Annotated in this window: 41 protein-coding genes; 37 read left to right on the top strand and 4 right to left on the bottom strand. The window is 70.9% G+C overall.

The annotated features are described in order from the left end of the window. Window positions 1–8: 8 nt before the first annotated feature. From ACFYY6_RS17135 to ACFYY6_RS17145, 3 genes are all read right to left on the bottom strand, one after another. Window positions 9–1,634 (bottom strand): recombinase family protein, encoded by a 1,626-nt coding sequence (locus ACFYY6_RS17135; RefSeq protein WP_389193790.1) that lies wholly within the window; start codon window positions 1,632–1,634, stop codon window positions 9–11. Between the two features lie 76 nt (window positions 1,635–1,710). Continuing rightward, window positions 1,711–2,013: a hypothetical protein gene (locus ACFYY6_RS17140; protein WP_389193793.1), complete on the bottom strand. Its 303-nt coding sequence runs from the start codon at window positions 2,011–2,013 to the stop codon at window positions 1,711–1,713. A 10-nt stretch (window positions 2,014–2,023) separates the two neighbouring features. Next, entirely contained in the window at window positions 2,024–2,404 is a 381-nt protein-coding gene (locus ACFYY6_RS17145; protein WP_389193796.1) for a hypothetical protein, read from the bottom strand. 308 nt (window positions 2,405–2,712) lie between these two features. On the opposite strand from ACFYY6_RS17145, the gene ACFYY6_RS17150 reads away from it, so the two are divergent. The 22 genes from ACFYY6_RS17150 (at window position 2,713) to ACFYY6_RS17255 (ending at window position 14,761) form a co-directional block, all read left to right on the top strand. Next, a complete protein-coding gene (locus tag ACFYY6_RS17150; RefSeq protein WP_388969212.1) occupies window positions 2,713–2,934 on the top strand; it encodes an XRE family transcriptional regulator in 222 nt (73 codons plus the stop codon). Beyond that, window positions 2,931–3,125: a hypothetical protein gene (locus tag ACFYY6_RS17155; RefSeq protein WP_388969209.1), complete on the top strand. Its 195-nt coding sequence runs from the start codon at window positions 2,931–2,933 to the stop codon at window positions 3,123–3,125. The genes ACFYY6_RS17150 and ACFYY6_RS17155 overlap by 4 nt, the downstream gene beginning before the upstream one ends. Window positions 3,126–3,189: 64 nt before the next feature. Next, the gene (locus ACFYY6_RS17160) at window positions 3,190–3,561 is read left to right on the top strand and encodes a hypothetical protein (protein WP_388969206.1); all 372 of its coding nucleotides are present in this window, start codon (window positions 3,190–3,192) and stop codon (window positions 3,559–3,561) included. Further along, window positions 3,561–3,935, top strand: a complete 375-nt coding sequence (locus tag ACFYY6_RS17165; protein ID WP_389193799.1) for a hypothetical protein — start codon at window positions 3,561–3,563, stop codon at window positions 3,933–3,935. The genes ACFYY6_RS17160 and ACFYY6_RS17165 overlap by 1 nt, the downstream gene beginning before the upstream one ends. Then, a complete protein-coding gene (locus tag ACFYY6_RS17170; protein ID WP_389193801.1) occupies window positions 3,932–4,948 on the top strand; it encodes an ERF family protein in 1,017 nt (338 codons plus the stop codon). Before ACFYY6_RS17165 ends, ACFYY6_RS17170 begins: the two co-directional genes overlap by 4 nt. Beyond that, window positions 4,945–5,619, top strand: coding sequence for a hypothetical protein (locus ACFYY6_RS17175; RefSeq protein WP_389193804.1), 675 nt, complete (start codon window positions 4,945–4,947; stop codon window positions 5,617–5,619). The genes ACFYY6_RS17170 and ACFYY6_RS17175 overlap by 4 nt, the downstream gene beginning before the upstream one ends. 62 nt (window positions 5,620–5,681) lie before the next feature. Continuing rightward, on the top strand, window positions 5,682–6,059 hold the full coding sequence (locus ACFYY6_RS17180; protein WP_389193807.1) for a hypothetical protein: 378 nt from the start codon (window positions 5,682–5,684) through the stop codon (window positions 6,057–6,059). Beyond that, window positions 6,056–7,105, top strand: a complete 1,050-nt coding sequence (locus ACFYY6_RS17185; RefSeq protein WP_389193810.1) for a hypothetical protein — start codon at window positions 6,056–6,058, stop codon at window positions 7,103–7,105. The genes ACFYY6_RS17180 and ACFYY6_RS17185 overlap by 4 nt, the downstream gene beginning before the upstream one ends. Beyond that, window positions 7,095–7,265, top strand: coding sequence for a hypothetical protein (locus tag ACFYY6_RS17190; RefSeq protein WP_389193813.1), 171 nt, complete (start codon window positions 7,095–7,097; stop codon window positions 7,263–7,265). Before ACFYY6_RS17185 ends, ACFYY6_RS17190 begins: the two co-directional genes overlap by 11 nt. After that, complete coding sequence (locus tag ACFYY6_RS17195; RefSeq protein ID WP_389193816.1) at window positions 7,262–7,540, top strand: hypothetical protein; 279 nt, start codon at window positions 7,262–7,264, stop codon at window positions 7,538–7,540. Before ACFYY6_RS17190 ends, ACFYY6_RS17195 begins: the two co-directional genes overlap by 4 nt. 72 nt (window positions 7,541–7,612) lie before the next feature. Beyond that, entirely contained in the window at window positions 7,613–8,524 is a 912-nt protein-coding gene (locus ACFYY6_RS17200) for a mucin-2 (RefSeq protein WP_389193819.1), read from the top strand. Beyond that, complete coding sequence (locus ACFYY6_RS17205; protein ID WP_389193822.1) at window positions 8,521–9,195, top strand: cell surface glycoprotein; 675 nt, start codon at window positions 8,521–8,523, stop codon at window positions 9,193–9,195. Before ACFYY6_RS17200 ends, ACFYY6_RS17205 begins: the two co-directional genes overlap by 4 nt. After that, entirely contained in the window at window positions 9,192–9,398 is a 207-nt protein-coding gene (locus ACFYY6_RS17210) for a hypothetical protein (protein ID WP_389193825.1), read from the top strand. Before ACFYY6_RS17205 ends, ACFYY6_RS17210 begins: the two co-directional genes overlap by 4 nt. A 72-nt stretch (window positions 9,399–9,470) precedes the next feature. Continuing rightward, window positions 9,471–9,959 (top strand): HNH endonuclease signature motif containing protein, encoded by a 489-nt coding sequence (locus tag ACFYY6_RS17215; RefSeq protein WP_389193828.1) that lies wholly within the window; start codon window positions 9,471–9,473, stop codon window positions 9,957–9,959. Window positions 9,960–9,962: 3 nt separating this feature from the next. Beyond that, complete coding sequence (locus tag ACFYY6_RS17220) at window positions 9,963–10,427, top strand: single-stranded DNA-binding protein (RefSeq protein WP_389193831.1); 465 nt, start codon at window positions 9,963–9,965, stop codon at window positions 10,425–10,427. 79 nt (window positions 10,428–10,506) lie between these two features. After that, window positions 10,507–11,928, top strand: a complete 1,422-nt coding sequence (locus ACFYY6_RS17225; protein WP_389193833.1) for a hypothetical protein — start codon at window positions 10,507–10,509, stop codon at window positions 11,926–11,928. Next, the gene (locus ACFYY6_RS17230; RefSeq protein WP_389193836.1) at window positions 11,925–12,080 is read left to right on the top strand and encodes a hypothetical protein; all 156 of its coding nucleotides are present in this window, start codon (window positions 11,925–11,927) and stop codon (window positions 12,078–12,080) included. Before ACFYY6_RS17225 ends, ACFYY6_RS17230 begins: the two co-directional genes overlap by 4 nt. Window positions 12,081–12,135: 55 nt before the next feature. After that, window positions 12,136–12,480 (top strand): hypothetical protein, encoded by a 345-nt coding sequence (locus tag ACFYY6_RS17235; RefSeq protein WP_389193839.1) that lies wholly within the window; start codon window positions 12,136–12,138, stop codon window positions 12,478–12,480. Further along, on the top strand, window positions 12,453–12,890 hold the full coding sequence (locus ACFYY6_RS17240) for a hypothetical protein (RefSeq protein WP_389193842.1): 438 nt from the start codon (window positions 12,453–12,455) through the stop codon (window positions 12,888–12,890). Before ACFYY6_RS17235 ends, ACFYY6_RS17240 begins: the two co-directional genes overlap by 28 nt. 57 nt (window positions 12,891–12,947) lie before the next feature. Beyond that, window positions 12,948–13,736 (top strand): hypothetical protein, encoded by a 789-nt coding sequence (locus tag ACFYY6_RS17245; RefSeq protein ID WP_389193845.1) that lies wholly within the window; start codon window positions 12,948–12,950, stop codon window positions 13,734–13,736. A gap of 260 nt (window positions 13,737–13,996) precedes the next feature. Continuing rightward, window positions 13,997–14,329 (top strand): hypothetical protein, encoded by a 333-nt coding sequence (locus ACFYY6_RS17250; protein ID WP_389193848.1) that lies wholly within the window; start codon window positions 13,997–13,999, stop codon window positions 14,327–14,329. Between the two features lie 72 nt (window positions 14,330–14,401). Continuing rightward, entirely contained in the window at window positions 14,402–14,761 is a 360-nt protein-coding gene (locus tag ACFYY6_RS17255; protein ID WP_389193851.1) for a hypothetical protein, read from the top strand. A gap of 80 nt (window positions 14,762–14,841) precedes the next feature. Here ACFYY6_RS17255 and ACFYY6_RS17260 read toward each other — a convergent pair whose 3' ends face one another. Beyond that, the gene (locus ACFYY6_RS17260) at window positions 14,842–14,973 is read right to left on the bottom strand and encodes a hypothetical protein (RefSeq protein WP_389193854.1); all 132 of its coding nucleotides are present in this window, start codon (window positions 14,971–14,973) and stop codon (window positions 14,842–14,844) included. 299 nt (window positions 14,974–15,272) lie between these two features. On the opposite strand from ACFYY6_RS17260, the gene ACFYY6_RS17265 reads away from it, so the two are divergent. The 15 genes from ACFYY6_RS17265 to ACFYY6_RS17335 all read left to right on the top strand — a co-directional run bounded on the left by ACFYY6_RS17265 (window position 15,273) and on the right by ACFYY6_RS17335 (window position 25,417). After that, window positions 15,273–15,761, top strand: coding sequence for a DUF5710 domain-containing protein (locus ACFYY6_RS17265; protein WP_389193857.1), 489 nt, complete (start codon window positions 15,273–15,275; stop codon window positions 15,759–15,761). A 159-nt stretch (window positions 15,762–15,920) separates the two neighbouring features. Then, a complete protein-coding gene (locus ACFYY6_RS17270; RefSeq protein ID WP_389193859.1) occupies window positions 15,921–16,478 on the top strand; it encodes a helix-turn-helix domain-containing protein in 558 nt (185 codons plus the stop codon). Continuing rightward, window positions 16,471–17,775, top strand: a complete 1,305-nt coding sequence (locus tag ACFYY6_RS17275; protein ID WP_389193862.1) for a PBSX family phage terminase large subunit — start codon at window positions 16,471–16,473, stop codon at window positions 17,773–17,775. Before ACFYY6_RS17270 ends, ACFYY6_RS17275 begins: the two co-directional genes overlap by 8 nt. After that, window positions 17,715–17,933, top strand: a complete 219-nt coding sequence (locus ACFYY6_RS17280) for a hypothetical protein (protein ID WP_389193865.1) — start codon at window positions 17,715–17,717, stop codon at window positions 17,931–17,933. Before ACFYY6_RS17275 ends, ACFYY6_RS17280 begins: the two co-directional genes overlap by 61 nt. Next, window positions 17,917–19,419, top strand: a complete 1,503-nt coding sequence (locus tag ACFYY6_RS17285) for a phage capsid protein (protein ID WP_389193868.1) — start codon at window positions 17,917–17,919, stop codon at window positions 19,417–19,419. Before ACFYY6_RS17280 ends, ACFYY6_RS17285 begins: the two co-directional genes overlap by 17 nt. A gap of 12 nt (window positions 19,420–19,431) precedes the next feature. Continuing rightward, window positions 19,432–21,240 (top strand): phage minor capsid protein, encoded by a 1,809-nt coding sequence (locus tag ACFYY6_RS17290; protein ID WP_389193871.1) that lies wholly within the window; start codon window positions 19,432–19,434, stop codon window positions 21,238–21,240. A 4-nt stretch (window positions 21,241–21,244) separates the two neighbouring features. After that, window positions 21,245–21,409 (top strand): Rmf/CrpP fold protein, encoded by a 165-nt coding sequence (locus tag ACFYY6_RS17295; RefSeq protein WP_338014134.1) that lies wholly within the window; start codon window positions 21,245–21,247, stop codon window positions 21,407–21,409. A gap of 102 nt (window positions 21,410–21,511) precedes the next feature. After that, on the top strand, window positions 21,512–22,273 hold the full coding sequence (locus ACFYY6_RS17300) for a hypothetical protein (protein WP_389193875.1): 762 nt from the start codon (window positions 21,512–21,514) through the stop codon (window positions 22,271–22,273). 18 nt (window positions 22,274–22,291) lie between these two features. Further along, window positions 22,292–23,302: a major capsid protein gene (locus ACFYY6_RS17305; protein ID WP_389193878.1), complete on the top strand. Its 1,011-nt coding sequence runs from the start codon at window positions 22,292–22,294 to the stop codon at window positions 23,300–23,302. Next, window positions 23,302–23,754, top strand: a complete 453-nt coding sequence (locus ACFYY6_RS17310; protein WP_107430477.1) for a hypothetical protein — start codon at window positions 23,302–23,304, stop codon at window positions 23,752–23,754. Before ACFYY6_RS17305 ends, ACFYY6_RS17310 begins: the two co-directional genes overlap by 1 nt. Further along, window positions 23,754–23,933, top strand: coding sequence for a hypothetical protein (locus ACFYY6_RS17315; protein WP_073782059.1), 180 nt, complete (start codon window positions 23,754–23,756; stop codon window positions 23,931–23,933). The genes ACFYY6_RS17310 and ACFYY6_RS17315 overlap by 1 nt, the downstream gene beginning before the upstream one ends. Before the next feature lie 5 nt (window positions 23,934–23,938). Then, complete coding sequence (locus ACFYY6_RS17320) at window positions 23,939–24,325, top strand: hypothetical protein (RefSeq protein ID WP_073782058.1); 387 nt, start codon at window positions 23,939–23,941, stop codon at window positions 24,323–24,325. Then, window positions 24,322–24,639, top strand: a complete 318-nt coding sequence (locus ACFYY6_RS17325) for a hypothetical protein (protein WP_389193883.1) — start codon at window positions 24,322–24,324, stop codon at window positions 24,637–24,639. The genes ACFYY6_RS17320 and ACFYY6_RS17325 overlap by 4 nt, the downstream gene beginning before the upstream one ends. Further along, window positions 24,636–24,986: a minor capsid protein gene (locus ACFYY6_RS17330; RefSeq protein ID WP_073782056.1), complete on the top strand. Its 351-nt coding sequence runs from the start codon at window positions 24,636–24,638 to the stop codon at window positions 24,984–24,986. Before ACFYY6_RS17325 ends, ACFYY6_RS17330 begins: the two co-directional genes overlap by 4 nt. Then, a complete protein-coding gene (locus ACFYY6_RS17335; RefSeq protein WP_073782055.1) occupies window positions 24,983–25,417 on the top strand; it encodes a minor capsid protein in 435 nt (144 codons plus the stop codon). The genes ACFYY6_RS17330 and ACFYY6_RS17335 overlap by 4 nt, the downstream gene beginning before the upstream one ends. The last annotated feature ends 4 nt before the right edge of the window (window positions 25,418–25,421 follow it).

The following is a 25,421-nucleotide window of genomic DNA, read 5'->3' on the forward strand; positions in this document are numbered from 1 at the left end:
ACATGCTCCTACATTGCGGCCACGACGAGTGTCGCGGCCCAGGGGTCAGGCTCCCACACTGGGTGGATCTCGACCTTTGCGGTGCCGTCCGTTCGTACGAGAACGACCCGCCGAATCACCTGCTTCAGCATGGAGTTCTTCTCCGAGTTGTGCATCTCATTCCAGGCGTCCAGAAGGGCCATGAGCAGCGGGCCGTAGTCGGCGCGGTGCGGCTCGGATTCGACAGCTGACGCGCGTTCCATTGCTGCTGTGTTGGCGGCCTGCTGCTGCCTGATCTTGTCGCGCGCCGCCTCGTACTCGCCAGGCCCGTAGTCGCCGGGGTTCATGGCGTGGTCGGCGCGCAGGTTCGCGAGACCGTCCGCGAGACGGTTCGACTCCGCCTCCAACCGGGCCCGCTCTCGGGCGGCTGCTGCCCTCTGGTCGACCTCAGCTGTACGCGGCACTGGAATCGGGCCGGCCGCGTCCGCCGCCGGGGCCACCTCACGCTCAACCCATCTGTGCACCTCGTCTTCAACGTGGCTGCGTGTGGCCCACACCCCAGAACATCCGTGCGTGCCCGTGATGCCCCGGCGCCCACACGCGTAGGAGTAGCCACGGATGTTGGTGATCACCCCCTCGGATGTTCGCTGCGCGGACTGGGCGGGAACGGTGCCGCGGCATCCACCACAACGCATCAGGTTGGTGCAGGGGTAGAGGGGTTGTCTTGCCCTGGGTGGGGTGGTTTTCACCGTGTCGCGCCGCTCGCGGTACATCTGCCACAGCTCGGCGTCGATCAGTTCTTCTTGAACGCCGGGTATGAAGAGTGTGTTGTTGCAGTTGCTGCGCTTCTCCTGGGGGCACTGGCAGGCAGGGTTATGGACGCGGAGCAGACCGGCGCAGAACCCCGAATCCATGTACCGCATCAGCGTCTGTTGCGACCACGTGTTGCCGCGTACGGTGCGCCAACCAGCGCTGTTCAGATCGGCCATCAAGGTGTAGAACGGGGCCCCGTCGACGTACTGTCGGTACCGGTCGGCCATGACTGGCCCGGCCTCTGGATGGGCCGTATACGTCTCCTCTTGCAGCTTCCACCCGGTTGGTTCGGCAGGGTCGAGAACGCGGCGCGGTGTCCAGATGTATCCGAAGCGGGGGCGTCCGGAGGCCGGAAGATGGAGCTTGTACCGGCGGTGGTCGTGCGTTTCGCGCCATTGCTCGCCGCGTACGTCTGACTCGTAGGCGGCGAACTCAAACAGGATGCCGCGCTGGAGTCGGCCTGTAGCGGTTCGAGCATCGGCTTCCTCGGTAGCGGATTCGAGCTGCCCGCCTGCGTCTTCCAGGCGTTTGAGGTTGACGGAGACACCGTCGCGGGAACGACCAAATCTGCTGTACTTCCATACGGCGATGCCGCGTGCCTCGCCCGCTTCCACACGTCGGATGGCGCCCATGATCTTGCGCTTGAAGTTCCGGCCCGTGGCGTCGAGGTCGAGGACCAGGGGCTCTAGCAGTCGAACGCCGCGGCGGTCCGCCCACCCGCGGATCGCCGTCTCTTGCAGCTCCGGACTGATCTTCTCCTCTTTCCAAGTCGAGACCCTGATGTAGCCGATGTAGGCGGGGGTGCCGTCTGCGGGTGGCTGTGGTCGAGGCTGTTGCGGCACAGCGGTAGTCCTTTCTGCGGGTATGACTCGGCCCCGGGCGCAGGGCGTCCGGGGCCTGATGCTGTCCGCGCCTGAGCTACTGGGCGCGGCGGTCGATGTGGCGGAGCAGTGCGGACGGCGGCGCGGTGGCGGTCCGGTTGTACTCGCGGTCGGCGAGGCAGGCGAGATAAGCGGCGTCGTATGCGGCGGTACGAACCGCCGTCAAGAGCGCGGGCGCGGTGGCCAACAGGCCAAGAAATCCGACGATGGTCACGACCAGCCCGGCAGCGCAGGGGGCTTGAGCGCCGTTGTTGAGGACGTAGGCGGTGACCTGAATGGTGAGGCCGATGACGACCACTATGACGGCGGTGGTGGCGACGACGGCGGATTTCATGGACATGTGCACCTCTTTAGGGCGCCCACTTTTTCAGGGCGCGTAGTAGAGCGATGACGGCTTCCTGCGCGGCAGCGTCGTTGCCGACAAGCGCGGCGACATGGTCACGCGGGCTGTACTCCCTCGGTTCGGGGAGCGTGTCGACCTCGTCATGGGTGATGAGGCCGGCAGCGACGAGGACGTGCGGGACGGTGTAGCCGAGTACGCGGGCGAGGGCCCTGCATGTCTGGATGTCGGGCGTGGCTTTCCCAAGGAGGGTTCTGCTGAGAATGGCGGGGTTGATCCCGGCGTCCCGCGCAAAGCGGGATTGCGCCCCCCGCTCCGTGAGGTCGTAGCCGCGACGGCGCATTTCCTCGGTAAGCCACGCGGCGAATGTGGGGCGTCGGCCTGTTGTCATGCGCAGACTTTATCGCGCGCGAGATACAAGGCGACAGACGAGCACCCCCATTCGACATGTCAGTCACCCCCCTCTGTGACGTTGTGCGTACGGAGCGTGCAACACCGTATGCCCACTTTATTCGAACACGCAAGTGAACATTACCGCTGACCTGCACCACGCGCAGGGCGAGTGTTCGATTTGTAGGGCGCGCCACCAAGGGGCGCAACACAAGATCCCCACAACTCCCCCATATGTTTCGTGCTCACACGAACCATGCTACGTTTTTATCGAGCACGAGAAGACGATCGTGCTCGAAAGGAACGACCATGCCTCAGTACGACCGCACCCTCTTGCGCACCGCAGCAACCGCCGTCGGCCACCGCCGCCCGTCCACCGTCGCCCGCAAGCTCGGTCTGCACCCCATGACCGCGTGGCGCCTGTGGAACGGCCGTGGCCGCCCTGGTCCCGAAACGACCGCTGCCGTTCAGGCCGCTTACGGCATCCCGGCCGCCGCACTGCTCATCCCCGACACCGGGCAGGCGGCATGACCGGCAACGCCATCCCCCGCGATACGGCCATTGCTGGCGTTCGTCGGGTGCTCGGCCAGGTCCTCGACCGCATCGCCCGCGACCGCGCCGAGGGGCGCCTCACGCCCGACGCCGAAGCGCGCATACAGCTCGCCGAACGCCGGTACGCCCGCCACCACTCCCCCGCGACGCCCACCAAGACCGCCGCCTGACACGCAAAAGGCCGCCCGGTCGCGACCCGGACGGCCCACACGACCCGTGAGGAGACCACGACTCGTGAACTCGCAGACTACCCGCCGCACGCTCCGCGCCGCGCACTACCTGACCGGCGCCCGCATCGGCCACCGCCACGTCACCCGCACCCGGGTAATCCGTCGGCAGCTCGACCAGATCGCGCCCGGCGTGCACACGGTGCGCACCGTCCCGGTCTGGACCGACGGCACCGGCAGCGTCCAACTGACCGCGTACGTGGTGCTGCTCGACGCGCTCGGCCTGTCGCTCCGCGCCGACCGGGAGGCGCACCGCGCCGCCTACGGCCTGCTGTGCCGACTGCTCCCCGGTACCGACTGGTCCCACCCGTACGCCTACGACGTGGCGACCGGGGTCCTGGTCCTCGACGTCCCGGCCCTTCCCGAGGAGCTGCACTGATGCTGCGCCCGACGCTCACCGCCGACGGCACCGCCGTCCGCCTCCCGATCCGCGATCAGTTGCTCGCCCCACTGCTCGACGACCTCGCGACCGCGTACACGGAGAACCCGTCGCTGCTCGGCACGTTGCTGCGGGCGCACGCCGAGTCGGTGCGGCGTCTCGACCAGGCCGTGACCGACGACGCCATGCCGGACTACGAGCGGTCGATCCGCGCGGCCGGGGCCGACGCCACCCGCGAGCTGCTGCTCGACGAGCTGCCGACCGAGTGCCAGACCGACCCGCACCTGTCCCCGGACGCGGCGATCACCGTCGCCGGGCGCATCACCCGCCTCGCCGGACACATCCGCCACACCCCGAAAGGCCCCCGCCCGTGACCGTCACCGCTCTCCCGCTCCCCGCGACCGCGCCGCAGCCGTCGGCGCCGGTCACGGCACCGATCTACCAGCCCGCCCCCGCCGGGGCCCCCGCCGACGCACCGCGCGTATTTGCCGCGATCGCCGCCGTCATGCGCGACGTGATGCCCGTCGCGAAGGACAAGGAGAACCAGCAGCAGCGCTACAAGTTCCGCGGCGTCGACGACGCCATGTCGGCGATGGCGGGCCCAATGCGCGCGCACGGCCTGTTCATCCTGCCGAGCATCGCCGCCCATCGCGCCGAGCGCCGCGGCGAGAAGATGACGCACGTCAACATCACCATGCGCTACCACGTCTACGGGCCCGCAGGTGACTGCCTCACCGCCGAAGTGCCGGGCGAGGCTTCCGACTTCGCCGACAAGGCCACCAACAAGGCCCAGTCAGCCGCGTTGAAGTACCTCCTGTTCACCCTGTTCATGATCCCCGTGGACGGCCGCAGCATCGATGATGGCGACCGCGACCACCCCGTCGAGCCGACCGCCGAGCACCGCGCCGAGATGCAGCAGCGCCGCCAGCAGCGCGGGCAGAGGCAGCAGCAGCCGCGCCGAAGCAAGCGCGCCGAGCCCGGCCCCTGGGAGCAGCCGCAGCAGGAGCAGCGCCAGCAGCGCCGCGACTACCTCGCGGAGGCACAGGCCGCGGGCAGCCGCGCCGAGTTCGACAAGATCCGGACCGCCGCCGTCGAGGCAGGCGCGCCGGCCGACTACCTCGCCCGTCTCGACGCGGTCCTCGCGCAGAAGGAAAGGGCCGCCCAGCAGGGCGAGCGGACCGTGCCGCCGTCGGCCCCGGCCAAGAGCCCGGAGGCCGCCGCCGCCGAGGCGGAACAGGCGCTCAGGCTCGCCGCCAGCCGCGCCAACCTCCCCACCCTCGACGCCGACTTTGAGCGCGTCTACGGCCTGCCGATCGAGCAGGCCGGGGCCGCCCAGCTCGACCAGTTCCGGCAGAAGATCGAGGCCGCTGCCGGGGGTGCCCAGTGACCGCGCAGACCGCCGAGCAGCCCGCCGCCGAGGAGCCCGCCGCCGAACAGGCCGTCGAGAAGAAGCCCACCCCGCCCGACCCGGCATACCTCGCCGCCGTACTGCGCCAGCGCCTCGCCATGAAGGCCCGACTTGACGCCGCCGCCGAGATGTTCGAGGAGTGGAACACCGTCGCCGAGTACCTGCTCGACCAGCAGTACAAAACGAGCAAGTCGACGAAGGCCGACGTGACCCTCGGCGGCGAGGACGACACCAAGTTCGGCACCGTAACCCGCGTCGGGGGCGAGGCCGAGGCCGAGGTGACCGACCGCGACGCGTTCGCCGCGTGGGTACGCGACAACTACCCCGACCACTTCGACTTCCGGATCATCCCGGCCCGGACCGAGGTCGTCATCGACCAGACGTTCACCGCCGCCGTACTCGCCGCTGTCGACGCGGCTGGCGCCTCGGTCTACGCCGACCCGGAGTCCGGCGAGATCCATGACGTGCCCGGTGTACGGATCGTCCCGAAGCGCCGCCGATATTGGCGCTGGCTGTTCACCCGGGCGAGCAAGCGCCAGCCGCTCGACGGCCGCGCCCTTGCCGCCGAGGCGGTTGAGGTCGGGCACCTCGACCTCGACCGCGCCATCGAGGCCCCGGCCCCGCTCGAACTCACCCAGACCGCCGCGTAGTCGCGTTGTGACCCGCTCCCGGCCGCCGTGCCGGGGGCGGGCCCCGGAAGGACCCCACCACCATGCTCACTCTGCTGACCGCCGACCAGCGGGCCGCCCTCGCCGCCCAGCTCGGCACCACCACCCCCGCCGCCGTCATGCTGGTCACGGACACCGTGGCCGCCGCGGCCGGGACCGCCCGCCACGGGTACACCGACGCCGCCAAGGCCCGCATCCTCGCCGCCGAAGTCCTCGCCCTGGCCGCGCGGCTGGTCGCCGTCGAGCAGCTGCTCGACACCACCCGCCGCACCATCTCCCGCGTCGCCACCAGCGACTACCACCTCACCGTCACAGACCTGTTGTGGGAGCTGAAGAAGGCCGGGGTCGGTATCACCGATGACGAGCTGGACGAGGCCGAGGGCCTGGCCGCCGCCGAGGCCGCCGCCGGGGCGCTGCGATGAGCGCCGCCGCCCGCCTCGACCGGGCCCGTCGCCACCTCGACACCCCGCCGGTCACCCCGGTCCCCGGCCAGCTCGTCGTCGAGGCCGCCGCCGAAATGGACGCGTCCACCCCCAAGCCCGCCTTTACGTACCTGTCTCTCGGCGCCGGGGTGCAGTCGACCACGCTGCTCCTGCTCGCCGCCGAGGGGCGTCTCCCCAAGCCGGATGCCGCCCTGTTCGCTGACACTGGTTGGGAGCCGCGGTCGGTCTATGAGCACCTTGACCGCCTTGACCGAGAGGTTGCGCAGCCGGCCGGGATACCGATCGTGCGTGTGCGAGCCGTCAGTAGTACGGGGAAACGTTCCGCTGGCGACCTCCGCGCCGACTCACTACACCCCGGTTCATGGATGCGCCTGCCCGTATTCGTGCTGGACAGCAAGGGTGAATCTGCTGCCATGGTGCGTCGGCAGTGCACCGAGGAATTCAAGGTAACGCCGATCAAGAAGGCCGTACGCGAACGCCTCGGCTACCCGCACCCGCGCCGCGTGCCCCACAGCGTGTTCGCCGAGCAGTGGATAGGCATCAGTCGCGACGAGTTCCACCGCGCCAAGGACGCCCAAGTTGGCTACCTCCGCAACGCGTTCCCGTTGCTGCACCTCGACGGCGCCGCCGACGGGCGCGGGGGGTGGACCCGTAACGACTGCATCCGCTATCTGCGGTCCGTCGGATGGGGCGAGACCCCCAAGAGCGCATGCATCGGCTGCCCGTTCCACGGCAACCGAGCGTGGCGCGATCTGCGGGACAACTCACCGGAGGAATGGGCGGACGCCGTCGAGTTCGATCGGCAGATGCGTGAGGTGCCGCACCGCGGGATCAAGCACGCGCCTTATCTGCATCGCAGTCTGTTGCCGCTCGACGAGGCCCCTATCGACCGCGTCACCCGCGGCGAGTGGACCGACCGGCAAGGCGACCTGTTCGACGCCGTCGCGGACGCCGAGTTGGAGCTCGCCGAGAACGGCGCCGCTGATGGCTGCTCGCCCTGGTCTTGTCGGTCCGATGGGGCGTGACCACGTGAGCCACCCGGCCACGGCCCGGCCGCCGCGCCCGTGCGCGCACGGCAACCCCCCGTGCCGCGCCATCCCGGCCCGGCCCTACCCGTGCGGGCCCCGCTGCGACCAGCACCAGCCCGCCCGCACCCGCCCCTACTACACCCAGGAGCAGCCGTGAGGGCGTTCTACCGCGGCTACAGTGCCCGTTCCGGCCGCCGCGCCGCCCAGGTCCGCCGCCTCCACATCATGCGCGAGGACGGCAAGTTCCCCGGCCGGTCCGGCGAGTGCAACACGTCCGGGTGGGCCCACCGCGACAGCGACCCCGTGATCCTCGACCCGATGCCCGCCGTGCCGCCGCCCGGTCTGGAGTGGTGCCCCGCCTGCGTCGGCCGCGCCGCCGAACGCGCCGGTCTCCTCCGCCAGTTCGCCGCCGCCCTCACCGCCCCGCAGTAGCCCCGTATCGCCCCGGGGCGAGGCCGGCCGTTCGCCCCTCGCCCCGGGCGCACCACCCGACAGGAGCACCCCTTGACCTGGTTCAAGGTCGACGACACCGCGCACATGCACCCGAAGGTGATCAAGGCCACGAACGCCGCCCTCGGCCTGTGGCTCCGCGCCGGGTCCTACGCCGCCCAGCACCTCACGGAAGGTGTCGTGCCCGGCGTCGTCGCCCAGCTCTACGGCACCGCGCCGCAGGCTCGAAAGCTGGTCGCGGCCGGCCTGTGGCACGAGCACGGCCACACCTGCCCCCGGTGCGCACAGCCGGGCCCCGGCGACTACGTGATGCACGACTTCTTGGAGTACAACCCGACCAAGGAAAAGGAGCAGGCCCGAAAGACGGGCGCCGCCGAGCGGCAGCGCCGGGCCCGCGAGCGCGCCGCCGAGGAGCGAAAGCAGCGGGAATCGTCCGCGAACGCGCCGCGAAAGGACGACGATTCGGCGGGCGAAAATTCTGATAGCGACGCGAACGCGGGCGCGTTTTTCGATGAAACCGCAGGTCAGAGGCACCAGTCACAGTGTGATGGTGCGGACCCGTCACGGTCCCCCCGACCCGACCCGACCCGTAGTACCTCCGTAGGAGGTACTAACCCCCCTACCCCCCAGGGGGAGCAGGAGCCCGCCGCCGCACTCCTCACCGACTGGTGGGCCCGCTACGGCCGCGGCACCGCGCAGTCGCGGCACACGATCCGCCGCGCAATCACCGACGCCCTCGGCAACGGGCTTAACCCGCAGACGCTCGCCGCCGCCCTCGACCGACTCGGCCAGACCAGCAAGCCCGTCACGGGGGGCACGCTCCAGTTCGCTTTGTCCGAACTCCGCCGCCCCGCTCCCGGCGCCGACGTCATCCCCCTCGACCCCAACGCCCCCCGCAAGGGCCGCGCCGCCCAGTCCGCCGACCACCTCGCCGCCGCCCTCGAACGCCTGGAGGCCCAACAGTGAACCCCCGCGAGATCACCGCCCTGATCGCCTACGCCGTCCGCCTCGACCCGCGCCTCACCGTCGCCACCGACGCCGAGGCCGACGAACGCCTGGCCCAGTGGTGCGACCTACTGGCCGACGTGCCCGCGACCGCCCCGCACCCCGAGGGCCGCGACTGGAACGCCGCATGGGCCGTCCGCCAGCACATCGCCACGTCGCCCTACCGCATCCAGCCGTCCGACGTGTCCCGCCCCTGGTGGACGTTCCGCCGCGACATCCTCGGCCGCCACGTCGACCCCACCCCCCACGTCGATCCCGACGACGAAGCCGCCTACCGGGCCGCCCTGACGACCACCCGCCACGCGGTCGAGACCGGGCAGGCCCCGGCCCAAACCCGCACTGCGCTCCCCGCGGGCAGCCGCGCCGAGCGAGACCAGGCCGACGCCGCCCGCCTCGCCGCCCTCGGCGGATACATCCCCCGCGACCTCGACGACACTTTCGACGCCCACCGCCCCGTCAGGGCCGAGCGCCGCCGCCTCACCGTCGCCGGGCAGCCGGACCCGTACACCGTCCCCTGCCCGTGGGCAGCCTGCCGCGCCTCCGCCGGACAGCGCTGCCAAACCGCCGGACGCCCCCGCGTCAACTTCCACCACGCCCGCATCGACGCCGCCCGCGCAGGGGCCGCCGCATGAAGATCTACGACGACCGACTTGCCGCCGAGGCCGTCCCCGACGGCACGTTCGGCCAGGCCCGCGCCATGCGCGAAGACCCGGGTTACGTGCCCTACCCCACCCACCCACTCGAAGCCGCACGGCGCCGCAACATCCTGCTTGCCGCCCTCCGCGAGCACCGGGCCAGCAAGAAGCCGACCAGCGCAAACGTCACAAACGGATAACGCATGCCCCTTTCATTTAGTGCTCGCGCAATACTGTTACTCGCGAGCACTGAATGATCGGGAAGGACTCCCATGACCCGGCCCCGCCCCGCCGCCGCATGGCGCTACTGGTCGAAGGTTGCGTTCGACGGCGCGCTCTCCCTCCACCGCCAGGCCCCCGGCCGCTGCTGGAGCTGGACCGCAGGCATCAACAACCGCGGCTACGGCACCTTCCGCAGCGGCCCCGAAGTTGTCGGCGCACACCGCTGGTCCTACGAACAGCTGGTCGGCCCCGTCCCCGCCGGCCTCGAACTTGACCACCTCTGCCGCAACCGCGCCTGCGTGAACCCGGCCCACACCGAGCCCGTCACGCACCGCACCAACACCCTGCGGTCCGACGGCCCCACCGCCCGCGCTGCACGCGCCACGCACTGCCCCCGCGGCCACGCCTACGACACCGCGAACACCTACATCACCCCCGCCGGATGGCGCCGCTGCCGCGCATGCCGCCGACGCCCCACCACCCAAGCCACCGTCACCCCGCTCCACCCCACCCACACCACCGAAAGGCAGGCCGCGTAACCCATGGCAGGCGAAACCGTCATCACCGTCGTCGGCAACCTCGTCGACGACCCCGAGCTGAAGTTCACCCCCACCGGGGCCGCCGTCGCGAAATTCCGCATCGCCTCGACGCCCCGCACCTTCGACCGCCAGACCAACGAGTGGAAGGACGGCGACGCCCTCTTCCTCACCTGCTCGGTCTGGCGCCAGGCCGCCGAGAACGCCGCCGAATCCCTCACCCGCGGCATGCGCGTCATCGTCCAAGGACGGCTCAAGCAGCGCTCCTACGAGGACCGCGAAGGCACCAAGCGCACCGTGTACGAGCTGGACGTCGAAGAGGTCGGCCCGTCGCTGAAGAACGCGACCGCGACCGTCACCAAGACCGGCGGCCAGCAGCAGCGCCAGCAGCCCGCCAGCAACGGCTACGGCGCCCAGCAGCCCGCCAACGACCCCTGGGCCCAGCAGAACAGCAGCGAGCCCCCGTTCTGACCCTCACCGGCCGACGTCCGGACGCGGCCCCGGCCGCGCGCGCGAGCACCCCGCACACCACACCCCGAGAAGAGGCACCGTGCCCACCCGCACCTTCACCCGCGCCCAGCTCGACACCATGGGCTTGCCCAACGACATCGTCACCGCTGACTACGCCGCCGACCACCCGGAGTGGGTGACCGCCCACCCCGGCGTCGCGATTGAGCTGCACCGCGAGCAGACCGAGTCCCGCCGCTGGGAGTCGGTCAACACCCTCGTGTTCCGCGCCCCGGATGACGGGCGGACGTGGCAGGTCGACTACCTGGCGCCGCTCACGGAGATGCAGGACTCGGACCCGTGGGACTACGCCAGCGAGGTCGAGGCGGTCGAGGTCGAGCAGGAGTTGACCGTGGTCATGGAGTGGCGCCCCGTGGCTGATACTCCGCCCGCCGAGCATCAGCCGACCGCCACCCTGGGGCTGACCGCTGCTGAGGCCGCGGAGAACGCCGCCCGCAACGCCGCATCTCTGCCCAGCGCCGCCCAGGCCGCCGACAGCATGCACCGCGCACTTGCCCGCCCGGCGGGTCTCGACGCCCTGCTCGACCACGTCGCCGCCAACCTCCCCGACGAGAACGACGACCAGCCGACCGGCCAGCGCTTCCCGTGCGGGCTCGGCGTCTTCTGCGACACGTGCGGCGCCGAGTGGCGCGGCGACTTCGTCGTCACGGACACCATGACCAATGCCGAGCGCCTGGCCGTCGTCCGCGACCACGTGCGCGCCGAGCTGGGCTGGCAGTGCGACGACACGGGCGACTTCTGCCCGAAGTGCCAGCCGGACGCCCCCGCTGACTCGTTCACCGAGGCCGCCATCCGGCACTCGGCGCTCATCGCCGGGGCCCTGGCCATCGAGGCCCTGCCCCAGGACTACGAGTGCGACCCCGGCCGCGGTGACGCCGCCCGGCTGATACGTCGCCTGGCCGCCGTCTACACCACCGAGGAGCAGCCCACCGGGCCCACGTGGGAAGCCCGTGCCGAACACGCGGTCGGCCTGTACGCCCGGACCGCGATCGAGCGCGACGACGCCCGTACCGAAGCCGCCAAGCTGCGCGCCGAACGTGACGAACTGATCCAGCAGCGAGACCGCATTGCGGACGACACGATCAAGGCCCGCGTCGAGCAGCCCACCGACGGCACCGAGCGCCCCGCCGCCGAGATCATCCGCGAGCAGCACGACAACATCACCTTCAACCGCGGCGACATAGTGGCCGCCGTCCGCGACGCCTTGCTCGACCCCGCCGTGCACACCCCCGCCACCGCAACCACCGCCGCCCGCGTGCTGCTCGCCGCCCACACCCGCGACCTCGCCGAGCAGGCCCGCACGCTCGCCCGGGAACGGGGCGCCGAGATGCGCGAGCGCGGCGACCGATCCCGTGTCGCCACCTGCGCTGGCATGCACGCCGTGCGCCGCCACCTTGCCGACCACGCCGCCCGGCTCGACGGCGACGCCGAGGACGGCCGATGACCGAGCACACCACCGATCCCCGCCAGCACGGGCGCAACCTCGCCGCCGAAGAGGCCGCCGACGCCCTGGCCGCCGACGGACACCACGTGCACGTCGTAAGCAGCGGCGAGACCCGTTGTCACACCGGGCACTGCCCCACCCCGCAGCACTGACCACCCCTGGGGCGCCGCCACCCGCGCGGCGCCCCCACCACCCCGGAGCAGCCCCATGGGATTTCACCACTCCACCTACTTCGCCTACGGTCTGCGCATCCCCACCGCTGCGCACCCGTGGGACGAGACCGACCGCATCGACACCGCCCTCGCCACGGTCAAGTTCCTGTGCCCCGACGTCGGACACCTCACCGCCGGTGCCTACGACCGCGACATGCTGTTCCTCGTCACCGAGTGCGACGAGGTCGGGTTGGGCACGTACGGCCGTGCGACTACGGCCACGGCCGAGCAGCGCGCCGACTGGGACCGCCAGCTCGCCCAGGCCGTCGACCACCTTGGCTACGGCCACATCCGGGACCTCGACGCCCCCGGATGGATCTGCGTTCCGGACGTGTCCTGATGGCCCGCCGCACCATGGCCTACCGCAAGCGCCGCGCCGCCGAGCGCGAGCAGCGCCGCGAGGTCCTGGCCCACCTCCTGTCCCGTGTCGACCGCGGCGTACTCACCAACGCCGAACGGCCGCTACTGCGCGCCCACGTCGAGGCGGAGCTACGGGAGTCCGACGATCTGCGGCGCACCATCAACGGGCAGCAACGCCGCATCGAGCGCTTCATCGCCCAGCTGGCCGCCGCACACGACGCGATCCGCGAGGCCGAGCAGGACGCCGCCGACGCGCGCGAGCAGCTGCGCGCGTACCGGACCGCCGAGGCGCAGCGCCAGGACCTCAACACCCCGGAGCCGCAGCCGATCGAGTGCCGCAACCGGTTCCACATCCACCAGGTCACCCGCCCCGGCCCCGAATGCCAGTGATCGCCCGGCCGCCCCGCACCGCCACGGGGCGGCCCGCACCACCAGGAGCAGCACCCCATGCACACCCCGACCGCCACCACCGCCCAGGCCGCCGAGGATCTGCGCGCCATCCGCGAGCAGTGGGGCGACCTGCTCTCCGCCATCGCCCGCCCGCCGGCCACCGAGTGGCCGCCCCGGGAGCGCCGCGGGTTCCTCGACCTCGCCACCGACGACCACGACGAGCCCGCCGTTGGTCGTCTCCCGCTCGTTCTCCGCGAGCACCCCGCCCCGCTCAACCTCGACGCCCTCGACGCCGCCCACGAGGTCGAGACGGCCGTGTTCACCGCGTGCGACGTGATCGCGCTCCGAGTGCAGCGGCCCGGCCCCGCACACCCGGACCGGTGGCGACTGCCCACCCACCGCAGCGCCACCCTTGTACGCGGCAGCGGAATCGCCGGGGCAGGGAGCCGCGCCGAGGGTCTGCATTGGGCCGCCGTCTGGCTCGAAGAACGCGCCACCCAGACCGAGGACACCGGCCTACACCTCCCGCTCCCGTCCGTCGTCCTCGACGACCTCGCCCAGGTCGCCCGCCGCGCCCGGCAGCGCGTCGAGCGAGCACTGAACCGCGACGGCCGCGACCACGACCTTGACGACCCGTGCCCGTACTGCGGAGGCTCCCTCACCTCCCGCATACCGCCCGGCGACCCGGAGCGGTGGACGATCACGTGCCAGACCGGGCCGACGTGCGACGGGCCGGGCCGGTACGACAGCGAGGCGCGCCGTCATTGGGTCGGGGAAGAACTGACGGTCGTGGGGGCCGCGATCCTCGCCGCGCGGAGCAGGAGGCGTAGCAAGAATCAGCCCTGATCAGCCGGACGCTGCGGCAACACGGCGCCCGGTCGTCCTGCATACCAAGCCCACAGTTGCCGTGTGACCGCCGACCGGTCACTACCGACCGCACGCGCCGCAGCGTCGAACTCCTCCGCCAGCTCGTCCGGGATACCGCGCACTACGCGTTGCTTGTGCTTGTGCATGTTCGCCATGGGCCGATCCTCCCAGGTGGCTTGCCACCCGTCAAAGTGTCTGCCACCCTGGGGTGGCAAGCCACCCATGAGCAGGGGGAACACATGGATACCTACGCCGTTCACGGCGCCGCCCGCAAGACCACCGGCCATTACCGCCGCCCCGGCACCCGGGAACTCTTCTGCGGGCGCCCCGCCGGCGGACGCAACGCCATCTTCGCCGCCGTAACCGGCTGGAAGCTGTGCGCCCGGTGCGTGAACGCGGAGGCCCGCGACCGCGCCGATGCCGCCATCGTCGCCGAGTCGTACCGAGATGACCTCACCGCGACCGAGCACGCCGCGCAGACGTGGCGGTCGGACTGGATCAGTGCCACCAGCGACGCCCCCACCCTGTTCGACCTCGCCGGCCCGCGCGAACAGGGCGCCCTGTTCGCCTGAAACAACCGCGGCCCGCACACGGTGACGTCACCACCGGGCGGGCCGACTACTCAGACGGGAGCAACCCCCATCGTGAGCACCGCCAAGCCTACCCAGAAGACCACCCCGCCGAAGCCCGGATCGCGCCCCAGCATCCGCGTAGACGCCACCCTGTCCGACGACCTCGCCGTCATCATGAGCACCGGCGCCGACTTCGCCGGAGCCGTCCGCGCCGCCGTCGGACAGCTTGCCGACATCTACCGCACCGCATGGGCACACGGCACCGCCCCCGAGGGCGAAACCCCCCTCCTGATCGCCTACCAGCTCGCCCCGCGTCCGACCGGCGCACCCGCCGTGACCAGGCCGTATGACGCCAAGTCCGACCGGCCAGCCGTCCCCCGCGTCGGCCGCCGCATCCCCGGCCCCTACCCCGTCAGACAGCCCACCACGTAACACGTACCGCTGTCCGACGCCGCGCCCCGTCCGTCCGACCGACGAGCGGGGCGCAGCGTCCGACGAATCTCGACACCCCCTCACCGGGCCTGACACCACCAGAGAATCGCGGTGACCAGCGCGCCGCCAATCGCCATTCCAGCCCCGCGCACCATCGCGAACACGGCGACGCGAGCCAGTCGACGGCCGTCCATGTGCTGCTGCTTGTCCATCCGAGCCCCTCCAGGAACGAGCGGTGAGCGCTGCGAGAGTGCAGCGGTTTCCACCGTGCCTCCGCGCTTCCAAGGGGCGGACGCCTCCCAACGGCAGCCAATGACTTCGAATGCGCCTACACGAAACTGGATGCCTGCGAAGATTGCCGGACGGATTCAAACGGTTTCAAACGGGTGGAGTTCACAGGATGGGGCGGTCCGGAAGACTGCGGAAGCCGGAGCTGATGGGCGGCCATGGGCAACTCAACGTTGCACTTCACGACCTACACAGGGGAGCAGGGTTGCCGTCCCTCGCCGCCATGGCGCAAGAACTTAAGGGAGCCGGCATCTCCCGCAGCACGATCTACGACGCCTTCTCCAGCACGCGGCTCCCCTCTTGGCAGGTTGTTGACGCCCTAGTGGAGACATTGGGCACCAGGCACCCCCGGACGTCTCCCGAGGAGGAGCAGCCTCGCTTCTACGACCTGTGGTTGGGCGCAGTGAGCGACGAGGATGAAGAGATGGGCGACGATCTGCCCTCACTGACGGACTTCACGGGCACTGAGCTCGTAAATGCCATGACCACCGAGGCTTGGAGCTCCCTGCGTGAGAACACGCGGGCCATCCTCATGAGGCGGAACTCCGAACGGATCTGGCTACATGTCCCCTATGAGTTCAGGGGTCAAGCCAAGAAACACGGAGCTCGCTGGGACAGGCAGCACAGGCTCTGGTTTGTCGACGAGCCCGTGCCAGAGCTCATGCACTGGCGCACGGATGGCCCGACGGAACCTCCGCGCCCCTCTGAGTAGTGCAGGACCATCCGAAGGGTTGCGCCGTTATCACTTTGTGACCTAACGTTGGGGGCGTCTCCGGCGTGCCCGGAAACAACCCACACCACCCGCGCCCCGTCACCCTCTCGCCGTGACGGGGCGCTGTCGCATGCCCAGACGCCGAGGGGGTGAGCAGCCATGGCCGCCCGCCCCATCGACGCCAAGGACCGCGCCGCCGTCAAGCGGCTGCACGCCAAGGGCAAGTCCCGCAACGACATCGCGCGGGCGATCAAGCGCAGCCCGTCAACGGTCTCGAAGATCGCCGTCGCGTTCGACCCACCGCTCACCTTCGACCGCGCTCCGGTCGAGGCTGCCACCGCCGCCCGCAAGGCCGATCTCGCCGCCCGCCGCGCCGACATGGCCGTCCGGCTGCACGACGTCGCCGAACGCGAACTCGCCAAGATGACGAAACCCCACCTCTACTTCGAGTGGGGCGGCAAGGACCACACCTACGCCCAGAAGTGGCAGGACGAACCGACACCGGCCGACCGCCGCACCATGATGGCGACCGCCGGGGCCGCCCTCGACCGCTCCCTGAAGCTGGTCCCGCAGCAGGTCGACGAGGCCGCGCAGGGGCGCAGCGTGATTGGCGACCTGATGGCCGGCCTCGCCCGCGACTACGCCGAGCGGCACGGCGGACCGCCGCCCGAGTTCGTGCCCGAGGACCAGGCCGCCGAGGACGACGCCGATGCGTAGCCGCCTCGCGCTCTCCCCGAAGCAGATCGATTCGATCATGGAGGCGCGCGCCTTTCAGAACATCTGGGAGGGCTCGGTTCGCTCCGGGAAGACGATCGCTTCCCTGCTGTGCTGGCTCGGCTTCGTGGCCGACCGGCCCGAGGGTGGCGAACTGGTCATGGTCGGTCGCACCCGAGACAGTCTCGCCCGGAACGTTTTCGGGCCGCTCACGGACCCGAGCATCTTCGGGCCGCTCGCCCGCGACATCACGTACACCAACGGCGCCCCGACCGCGACCGTGTTGGGGCGCACCGTGCACACGTTGGGCGCCAACGACGCCCAAGCCGAACCGAAGGTCAGGGGTCTCACCTGCGCCGGGGCGTACGTCGACGAACTGACCACACTCCCCAGGTCGTTCTACGACCAATTGAACGCCCGATGCTCCATCGAGGGTTCGAAGATCTTCGGAACGACCAACCCCGACAACCCCAACCATTGGGCCCGCAAGGAGTACCTACTCCGCCCCCGCGAAACGCGGCTTAAGTCGTGGCACTTCGTCATGGACGACAACCCGGGCCTGTCCGACGCGTACAAGGCGCGCACGAAGGCGTCGTATCGCGGCCTCTTCTACAAGCGCAACGTGCTCGGCTTGTGGGTCATGGCCGAGGGCGCCATCTACGAGGCGTACGACGAAGCACGCCACGTCGTCGACGAACTGCCCGAGATGCGCCGGTACTGGATCGGCATGGACTACGGCACCGTCAACGCCACGTCCGTGATCCTGCTCGGCCTCGGCATCGACGACCGGCTCTACGCGTGCGCCGAGTGGCGGCACGACTCCCGCCAGGCGCAACGGCAGATGACCGATGCGCAGTACTCGGCCGCCATCCGCGAATGGGTGGCCGGCCAGGGCATACGGCCTGAGTGGACGTTCATTGACCCGGCCGCCGCTTCGCTCATCACTCAGCTGTGGAGTGACGGCTACCCGGGGATCGCCCGTGCCGACAACGCGGTTGGCGACGGCATCCGCTCCGTTGCGTCCGCTCTCGCCGCAGACCGGCTCCGCATCCACCGGTCCTGTACGGGTCTGCTCGACGAACTACCCGGATACGTGTGGGACGAGAAGGCCGCCGAGAAGGGCGAGGACAAGCCCGTCAAGCTCAACGACCACTCCGTAGACGCTCTGCGCTACGCCGTCCATTCGACCGTTCACGAGTGGCGCCACATACTCGCCCTCGCTGCAAAGGAGGCGCCGCCATGGCCACCACCACCGGCCCCGTCATCACGCTGCCCATACGGATCACCACAGGGGACCTGACCAGCGAGGTAGGGGAGCTGGAGATCGACGGGAGCAAACCGGTCCGGCCGCAGATCGCCGACGGGATGCGCGACCTCGCGGACGCGATCCGGGCCGCCGCCGACGAGCTGGCCGCCGACGAGGACCAGGAGGTGACCGGCAATGCCGCTCCCGAGTAACGGCACCCCGTGGCCGCCGCCGCAGATGGCCGAGGTGTACCGCGAGATGGCCCGAGACGCCATGTGGTACGAGAGCGACCCCGAACGCCTCGCCCGCGTCGCAGACCGGCGAGAGCACACGCCGCGCCGCGCCGACCAGGACAGCCGCAGCGGACGCCGCACGCTGTGGGGGCGGCAGCCCGCCGACTACCCGCGGAAGCGCGAGCGCCGGTTGCACGTACCGCTGCCTGGCGACATCGCCACCGTGGCCTCCGATTTGCTGTTCGCGGAGATGCCGGCCATCACCACCCCGGACGACGCCACGACCGCCTACCTCGCCGACCTGATCGACACGGCGGGTCTGCACCCGCTGCTGCTCGGTGCCGCCGAACAGGCGTCGGCCATGTCCGGTATCTTCCTGCGGCTGACGTGGGACCGGGGCGTCGTCCCGGACCGACCGATCCCGACGACTGTGCAGCCAGACAACGCGATCCCCGAGTACGCGTTCGGGATCTTGAGAGCCGTGACGTTCTGGCGGGAGCTGGACGGCGGCGACACGCAGACCGTCTACCGGCATCTGGAGCGCCACGAGCCGGGCCGCATTGTGCACGCCCTCTACGAGGGGACGCCGGACAATCTCGGCCGGGCCGTGCCGCTCACCGAGCACGCCGACACGGCCAGCTTGGCCGGGTCGCTCGGCGAGGACGGAGTATCGGTCGAGACCGGCATCCGGATGCTCACCGCCGCCTACGTGCCGAACATGACCCCGAACCGAAGGCACCGGGCGTCCCCGTACGGCCGCAGCGACTACGCGGCCCCGATCTACGACCTTTTCGCCGCACTCGACGACACATGGTCGAGCTGGATGAGGGATATCCGGCTGGCCCGAGCCCGGCTGGTGGTCCCCGATGCCTACCTGACGAACTTGGGGCCCGGCCAGGGCGCGGCGTGGGACGACGACCGCGAGGTCTACTCGGGCCTGAATGTGCCGCCTACTGACAGCGGTGGGATCACGTTGAGCCAGTTCAAAATCAGGGTCGAGGAGCACCAGCGGACCACCGAAGCCATCACCCGCAAGGCGGTCGAGAGCGCCGGATACAGCGCGCAGAGCTTCGGCCTTGAGGGCGGGGGCGAGGCGATCACCGCGACCGAGGTCGACGACCGCAAGGGCCGCAGCACGACGACGACGAAGAAGAAGGCCGACCACTGGAAACCGGGCCTCGCCGACTTCCTGTTCGCGTACCAGATGCTCGCGGTCGCGCAGTTCGGGGCCAGGATCACCCCGGAGCGGCCGACGGTCGAATTCCGGCTCGACGCCGCCGAGTCCGAGCAGAGCAAGGCCACCACACTGGACTTGCTCGCACGGGCCGGGGCCGTCAGCACGGCTACGAAGGTCAAGGCGCTGCACCCGGAGTGGCAAGACACCGAGGTACAAGACGAGGTCGCTGCGATCCTCGCCGAGACCGGCGCCGCCGCTCCCGACCCCGGAGACACCTACCCCATGTAGGAGGTGGCCCGCGTGCCGATTCACCCCGGCATGGTCGAGACACTGGCGGCCGGCACGCGGGACCTGTACGCCGACGCCGAGGCCCGCCTACTCCGCATCATCGCGCGGCAGCTCGCGGACGGGTACGACTCCCCGCTGTGGGCCGAGCGGAAGCTGTCCGCGATCAGCGCGCTGCGCCGTGCTTCACAGGCTGTCGTCGACCAGCTCGACCAGGCCGTGAGCCTTGAGGTGTTCGAGGTGACAGCCGAGGCGTACAACGTCGGTCACCGCGCGGGGGTCGCCGAGCTGGGCGCGCTGTCGAACGACGCGCGCCGCCTGGTCGACGACATCACCCCGCAGGCGCAGGCCGTCGACCGGCTCGCCGAGCAGACCGTCGACCGCGTCACCGCGACGCACCGCAGCATCCTGCGTACGGTCGTCGACCGCTTCCGGGCGGTCGTGGCGCAGGTGGCTGCGCTGCCCCTGCTTGGCACGGCTACTCGCCGGGAGGCCACCCAGGCCGCCATGCAGCGGTGGGCGGACGAGGGGATCACGTCCTTTGTCGACCGGTCCGGTCGCCGCTGGTCGCTCCCTGCGTACGCGGAGATGGCGGTACGGACCGGGGTGGCCCGTGCCGCGACCGAGGCGCACACACGGACACTGGAGACCGCCGGGGTCGAGCTGGTCATTGTCAGCAACGCCCCGCGCGAGTGCCCGCTCTGCCGGCCGTGGGAGTCCAAGATCCTCACGATCAGTGGCCCGGACGGGGCCCGGACGGTCGAGGTTGAGCACGCCACCGACGACGACCGCATGGTGCCAGTCCGGGTCGCCGGATCGCTCGACGAGGCACGCCGGGCCGGGCTCCAACACCCGAACTGCCGCCACAGCGTGGCCGCGTACACGCCGGGGATCACGCGCCCGCCCGAGCATGGCGGCAGCGACCCCGAGGGGTACGAGGCCGGGCAGCGTCAGCGGGCGATCGAGCGGCACATCAGGCAGTGGAAGAACCGCGCTGCCGCCGCCGTCGACGATCCCGCCCGCAAGGCTGCCGAAAAGAAGGTCCGCCAGTGGCAGGGCGTCATGCGCGACCACCTTGCCGCCCACCCCGATCTACGCCGGCTCCGCGCCCGCGAGCAGCCCGGAGCGTCGAACCTCCCGACACCGAGCACCGCGCCGCCCGCGCCGTACGTGCAGGCCGCCCGCGTCCGGTCAGGCGACACCGGCACCATGCGCGAGATGAGCGACGAGGAGATGGGCGCAGCGATGCGTGCTACGTCGCTTGACGACCGCGACCGGGCCCGGATCGCTGCCGAGCTGGACCGCCGGTATCCGCCCGATCCTCTGCCGGCCCCGGCCGCGACCGGGAATGCGGTCGAGGATCTGCTCGCCGACCGGGCAGCCCTCGACGTGGCCACGGACCCGATGCCGGTCCCAGAGGAGTGGGGAGCGCTCGCCAACGACGCCAAGTTTGCCGAGGAGTTGGCCGCCGCCGTACGCGCCGCCGAGAAGAAGACCGGCGCCGAGCCGGTCGAGCGTGTGACCCGCGCCACGGCGCGCGAGATGTACGCCGAGTACGTCTATCGGCAGTACCTCGACGCCGAGGACGCGTGCCGCGGACACCTACTCAACAAGAAGGCGCAGGCCGACGGCATCGACCCCATGTCGCTGTTCAGCGGCCCCGCCCGCATCGCGCACGCCCGCGCGTCCGACGAACTGCGCGAGTGGTGGCGTGTGAACGGCCGCCTGACGCAGGCTGAGTTCATCGAGAAGGCCACCGGGCAGCCGTCGGCCGCCGCAGCCAAGGCCCGCAAGAACGAGTCGGACCACCAGAACAAGAGGTGACGCAGTGGGAACGCGCGAGGACATCACACGGGCCGTAAACGAAGGAACCGAGGCCGGGCGCCGCGGCGACCCGCCGACCGCATGCCCGTACCCGCGCACGTCCCTGCTCCGGTCGGCATGGATCCGCGGCTACGCCCGCGCCCGCCCGATCACCACCCGCGCCGAGTAGGCGCAGCAGACCAGCACCACCCCGGGGCCCGCCAGGAGCGGGCCCCTTTCGCATGCCCACGGCCCGCCAGGCGCGGGCCCAACCCGCACCAGGAGTGCACTGATGAAGATCCGCGCTTTCCGTCACCCGCTCGCCACCCATGCCGCCAGTACCGTGCTCGGCTACCGCCGCGACGGCCGCCCGATCTACGCCATCGCCGGGGGCGACGGCACCGGAGAGGGCGGGACCGGAGGCGACGGCGGGCAGGGCAACACCGGAGACGGCACCGAAACGCAGGGCGGCACAGGAGGCGAGGGCGACGGCGGGCAGGGCCCGGCGAAGGCGCAGGCCGGTACCAGCGGCGAGGACCCGGCGGCGATGATCGCCCGACTCACGGCCGAGCTGTCCGCGGCCCGCGCCGAGGCGGGGAAGACCCGCGTGACCGCCAAGCAGAAGGCCGCCGACGACGCCCGCGCATCCCTCGCGCAGGACATCGGCAAGGCACTCGGCCTGATCAAGGACGACAGTGCCGCCCCGGACCCGGCGCAGCTCACGCAGCAGCTCGCCGCCGAGCAGGCCAAGGCCCGCGCGAACGCGGTCGAGCTGGCCGCGTACAAGGCCGCGCAGACCGAGGGAGCCAACGCCCCCCGGCTACTCAACAGCCGTGCGTTCGCCGAGCGACTGGCCGACCTCGACCCCGCCGCCGACGACTTCACCACGAAGCTCAAGGCCGCCATCAAGGCCGAGGTCGACACCGACCCGGGCCTGTACCGCACCGGCCCGACCGGACCGGCCAAGGGCGGCGCCGACTTCGGCGGCAACGGCCCCGCCGAGAAGCGGGCCGCCACCCTTCACGACGCCATCGCCGCCCGACTGGGCGGATAACCCACAGGAGTAGCACCCATGCCCGTGACCCTCGCAGAGGCGAAGAACAACGTTCAGGACGACATCGATGTGATGGTGATCGACGAGTTCCGCAAGGAATCCGCGATCCTCGACTCGCTGACGTTCGACGACGTGGTCAACCCCGCCGGAGGCGGCGCGACCCTCACCTACGGCTACCGACGGCTGGTCACCCAGCCGACCGCCGCGTTCCGCCCGCTCAACTCCGAGTACACGCCGAGCAACGTGCAGACGCAGCGGTACACCGTCGATCTCACCGTGCTCGGTGGAAGCTTCCAGATCGACCGTGTGATCGCGAAGCTGGGCCCCACCGCGTCCGGCGCCGTCGCCCTGAACATGGCACAGAAGATCAAGGCCGCGCGCACCATGTTCCAGGACGCCGTCATCAACGGCGACACGGCCGTGACCGCCGACGGGTTCGACGGACTCGACAAGGCACTCACCGGCTCGGATACCGAATTCCGCGCCGACACCGTGACCGACTGGTCCGACTTCGACGCCACCCCCGGAGGCCGCGCCGAACACAAGGCACTCGACGCCATCGACGAGTGGCTGTCCATGCTCGACGGCACCCCGACCGTCATCCTCGGCAACAAGTCCACCCTTGCCCGAGTCCGTGCCGCCGCCCGGCGCGCGGGCATGTACGCACAGACCCCGGTCGACGGGCTCATGGGGCCGGGCGGCCGGCCGATCGTCCGCGAGACCTACGGCAACATCATCTTCGCCGACCCGGGCGACAAGGCGGGCAGCAACGACCCGATCATCCCGATCGAGGACCGCACCGTCGGCGGCACCGCGGCAGCAGGTCTCACCGACCTGTACGCCTACCGTGCCGCCCTCGACGGCTTCCACGGCGTCTCCACCGTCGGCGGACAGCTGGTCTCGACGTGGCTTCCGGACTTCACGTCGTCAGGTGCCGTCAAGACGGGTGAGGTCGAGATGGGCCCGGTCGCGGTCGCGCTCAAGTCGACGAAGGCGGCGAGTGTCTTCCGCAACATCAAGGTCCGCTGATGATCGACACCCCGGGCGGCGAGCACCGCGACGCGCTCGCCGCCCCCGCCGTCACCGTCGACACCAACGGCACACGCCGCCCGCTCAGCGAGGTACTGGCCGAACTGGCGGGCGGTGAAGCGCAGCCGGTCACGTGGGAGCAGATCACCGGCAAGCCCACCACCTACCCGCCCGCCACACACACGCACACGGCCGCGCAGGTGTCGGACGCCTCGGCGGTCGGCCGCTCCGTACTCACCGCCGCGGACGCTGCCGCCGCCCGGACCGCGATCGGCGCGGGCACGTCATCGCTCGCGGTCGGCACCACCGCGGCGACCGCCGCCGCGGGCAATCACGTCCACACCGCAACACAGGTCACCGCTACGGCGATCGGGCCCGGCACCGCTACCACGGTGCAAGGAATCCTTGCCGAACTGGCCTCGCGGATCACCGCACTGGAAGGGGCACCCTGATGGCCATCCTGCACACCCCCGTTGAGGGCTTCACCGGCCCCGGGCCGGGCGGCACCGCCTTCGTGAACGGGCGGGCCGAGACAGATGACCCGGCCGTCATCGCGTACGCCCGACGGCACGGCTACGAGGTCGAGGAGACCAAGCCGCGCCGGAAGACCACCGAGACACCGAAGGAGTAGGCGACGTGGGCCGCGTCTACGCCACTCCGGAGCAGCTGTCGGCGTGGACCGGCCAGCCCGCGCCGCCCGATGCCGAGCGGCTGCTCGCCCGCGCATCCGAGGACGTCGAGGATGCACTCACGGCCGCGATCTACGACACCGACGACGCGGGCATGCCGACCGATCCGGTCGTCGTCCAGGCCCTCGCCGACGCCACGTGCGCGCAGGTCGAGTATGTGGCCGCGCAGGGCGGGGACGACACCGGGGCGGCCGGCCAGTGGGACAGCGTCAGCATCGGCCCGGTGTCCATGTCCGGTCGTCGCGGGGGCCCGGTCGGGTCCGCGGTCGACATCGGGCCGCGCGCACTGCGCACCCTGGCACGGGCTGGACTACTGCCGGGGGTGATCTGGTGAGGGCCCCCTCGTGGCTGATGCCGCACCGCATCGTCATCGAGCGGTACCGCGGGGACGGGCCGGTCGGGCCGGTCTACTGGCCACCGGGCCCGCCCACGGCCGCTCTGGTCTCTGAGACCGTCCGGACGGTGCGGGACCGGACCGGGGCCGAGGTCACCTCGACCGCACAGGTCATCGCCGCCCCGGATCTCGACTGCCCGCCGCAGTCCCGCGTCACCCTGCCGTCCGGGCGGATCACGACCGCGCTGCACGTTTCCGCGCACACCGCGCCGGGCCTCCCGGTACCGCAGTCGACGGAGGTGTTTTGCGAGTGACGCAGCGCGCACGCCTCACATGGAACGGAGCAGCCGTCGCCGCCGCCGCGCGCGCGGGCGCCGTACAGGGACTCCATCTCAGCTCCGAACACGTCCTCCAGGCGTCCCGGGCCCGGGTGCCGATCGAGGAGGGCACCTTGGAGCGGTCCGGCACGGCGACGGTGGACGAGCAGCAGCTCACGGCCGCCGTCGCGTACGACACCCCTTACGCGGTACGGCAGCACGAGGAAATGGACTACCAGCACGACGCCGGGCGCACGGCCAAGTACTTGGAACGACCGATGAACGAGGAGGCCGCGGCGGTCGCCCGGATCGTCGCGGCGCAGCTTCGGCGGGCGCTGCGATGAGCTACACCACCGACCTTGTCGAGGGCCTGGCCGAACTCCTCAACGCACAGGGGCTCGGTACGTACGGGCCGCCGGATGAGCCGTACCCGACGAAGGGCACGGCGGTCGTGATCGGCTTCATGCCCGCGGCGCCGGACGCGGTGATCTGCCTGACCCCGTACCCGGTCGAGGACACAGGCGGCACCGATGCGATCACCGCTGTACAGGTGCGGATGCGGGCCGGGCGGGACCCGCGCGAGGTCTACGCCCTGGCCGATGCCGTGTGCGATCTCCTGCACGGCCGCGAGAACACCTGTCTCCGGGGTGTGCCGGTCGCGCTGATGTGGCGCCAGTCCGAGGCACAGATCGGCCTCGATGCCAACGGGCGGATGGAGATGTCCGCCAACTACTACGCCCGGACGACCCGGGCCACCCCCAACGCCTACGAGTAGGAGA

The organism is Streptomyces sp. NPDC001750 (genome assembly GCF_042892615.1).
Lineage (GTDB): Bacteria > Actinomycetota > Actinomycetes > Streptomycetales > Streptomycetaceae > Streptomyces.

Excerpts from the sequence above, each read along its gene's own strand:
- ACFYY6_RS17235 (WP_389193839.1), top strand. The coding sequence starts at position 12,136 with ATGGGATTTCACCACTCCACCTACTTCGCCTACGGTCTGCGCATCCCC.
- ACFYY6_RS17140 (WP_389193793.1), bottom strand. The coding sequence starts at position 2,013 with ATGTCCATGAAATCCGCCGTCGTCGCCACCACCGCCGTCATAGTGGTC.
- ACFYY6_RS17335 (WP_073782055.1), top strand. The coding sequence starts at position 24,983 with ATGAGCTACACCACCGACCTTGTCGAGGGCCTGGCCGAACTCCTCAAC.
- ACFYY6_RS17180 (WP_389193807.1), top strand. The coding sequence starts at position 5,682 with ATGCTCACTCTGCTGACCGCCGACCAGCGGGCCGCCCTCGCCGCCCAG.
- ACFYY6_RS17305 (WP_389193878.1), top strand. The coding sequence starts at position 22,292 with ATGCCCGTGACCCTCGCAGAGGCGAAGAACAACGTTCAGGACGACATC.
- ACFYY6_RS17280 (WP_389193865.1), top strand. The coding sequence starts at position 17,715 with ATGGCCACCACCACCGGCCCCGTCATCACGCTGCCCATACGGATCACC.
- ACFYY6_RS17250 (WP_389193848.1), top strand. The coding sequence starts at position 13,997 with ATGGATACCTACGCCGTTCACGGCGCCGCCCGCAAGACCACCGGCCAT.
- ACFYY6_RS17190 (WP_389193813.1), top strand. The coding sequence starts at position 7,095 with ATGGGGCGTGACCACGTGAGCCACCCGGCCACGGCCCGGCCGCCGCGC.
- ACFYY6_RS17145 (WP_389193796.1), bottom strand. The coding sequence starts at position 2,404 with ATGACAACAGGCCGACGCCCCACATTCGCCGCGTGGCTTACCGAGGAA.
- ACFYY6_RS17155 (WP_388969209.1), top strand. The coding sequence starts at position 2,931 with ATGACCGGCAACGCCATCCCCCGCGATACGGCCATTGCTGGCGTTCGT.
- ACFYY6_RS17210 (WP_389193825.1), top strand. The coding sequence starts at position 9,192 with ATGAAGATCTACGACGACCGACTTGCCGCCGAGGCCGTCCCCGACGGC.
- ACFYY6_RS17310 (WP_107430477.1), top strand. The coding sequence starts at position 23,302 with ATGATCGACACCCCGGGCGGCGAGCACCGCGACGCGCTCGCCGCCCCC.
- ACFYY6_RS17220 (WP_389193831.1), top strand. The coding sequence starts at position 9,963 with ATGGCAGGCGAAACCGTCATCACCGTCGTCGGCAACCTCGTCGACGAC.
- ACFYY6_RS17230 (WP_389193836.1), top strand. The coding sequence starts at position 11,925 with ATGACCGAGCACACCACCGATCCCCGCCAGCACGGGCGCAACCTCGCC.
- ACFYY6_RS17275 (WP_389193862.1), top strand. The coding sequence starts at position 16,471 with ATGCGTAGCCGCCTCGCGCTCTCCCCGAAGCAGATCGATTCGATCATG.
- ACFYY6_RS17185 (WP_389193810.1), top strand. The coding sequence starts at position 6,056 with ATGAGCGCCGCCGCCCGCCTCGACCGGGCCCGTCGCCACCTCGACACC.
- ACFYY6_RS17150 (WP_388969212.1), top strand. The coding sequence starts at position 2,713 with ATGCCTCAGTACGACCGCACCCTCTTGCGCACCGCAGCAACCGCCGTC.
- ACFYY6_RS17315 (WP_073782059.1), top strand. The coding sequence starts at position 23,754 with ATGGCCATCCTGCACACCCCCGTTGAGGGCTTCACCGGCCCCGGGCCG.
- ACFYY6_RS17260 (WP_389193854.1), bottom strand. The coding sequence starts at position 14,973 with ATGGACAAGCAGCAGCACATGGACGGCCGTCGACTGGCTCGCGTCGCC.
- ACFYY6_RS17265 (WP_389193857.1), top strand. The coding sequence starts at position 15,273 with ATGGCGCAAGAACTTAAGGGAGCCGGCATCTCCCGCAGCACGATCTAC.
- ACFYY6_RS17285 (WP_389193868.1), top strand. The coding sequence starts at position 17,917 with ATGCCGCTCCCGAGTAACGGCACCCCGTGGCCGCCGCCGCAGATGGCC.
- ACFYY6_RS17270 (WP_389193859.1), top strand. The coding sequence starts at position 15,921 with ATGGCCGCCCGCCCCATCGACGCCAAGGACCGCGCCGCCGTCAAGCGG.
- ACFYY6_RS17165 (WP_389193799.1), top strand. The coding sequence starts at position 3,561 with ATGCTGCGCCCGACGCTCACCGCCGACGGCACCGCCGTCCGCCTCCCG.
- ACFYY6_RS17215 (WP_389193828.1), top strand. The coding sequence starts at position 9,471 with ATGACCCGGCCCCGCCCCGCCGCCGCATGGCGCTACTGGTCGAAGGTT.
- ACFYY6_RS17300 (WP_389193875.1), top strand. The coding sequence starts at position 21,512 with ATGAAGATCCGCGCTTTCCGTCACCCGCTCGCCACCCATGCCGCCAGT.
- ACFYY6_RS17240 (WP_389193842.1), top strand. The coding sequence starts at position 12,453 with ATGGATCTGCGTTCCGGACGTGTCCTGATGGCCCGCCGCACCATGGCC.
- ACFYY6_RS17245 (WP_389193845.1), top strand. The coding sequence starts at position 12,948 with ATGCACACCCCGACCGCCACCACCGCCCAGGCCGCCGAGGATCTGCGC.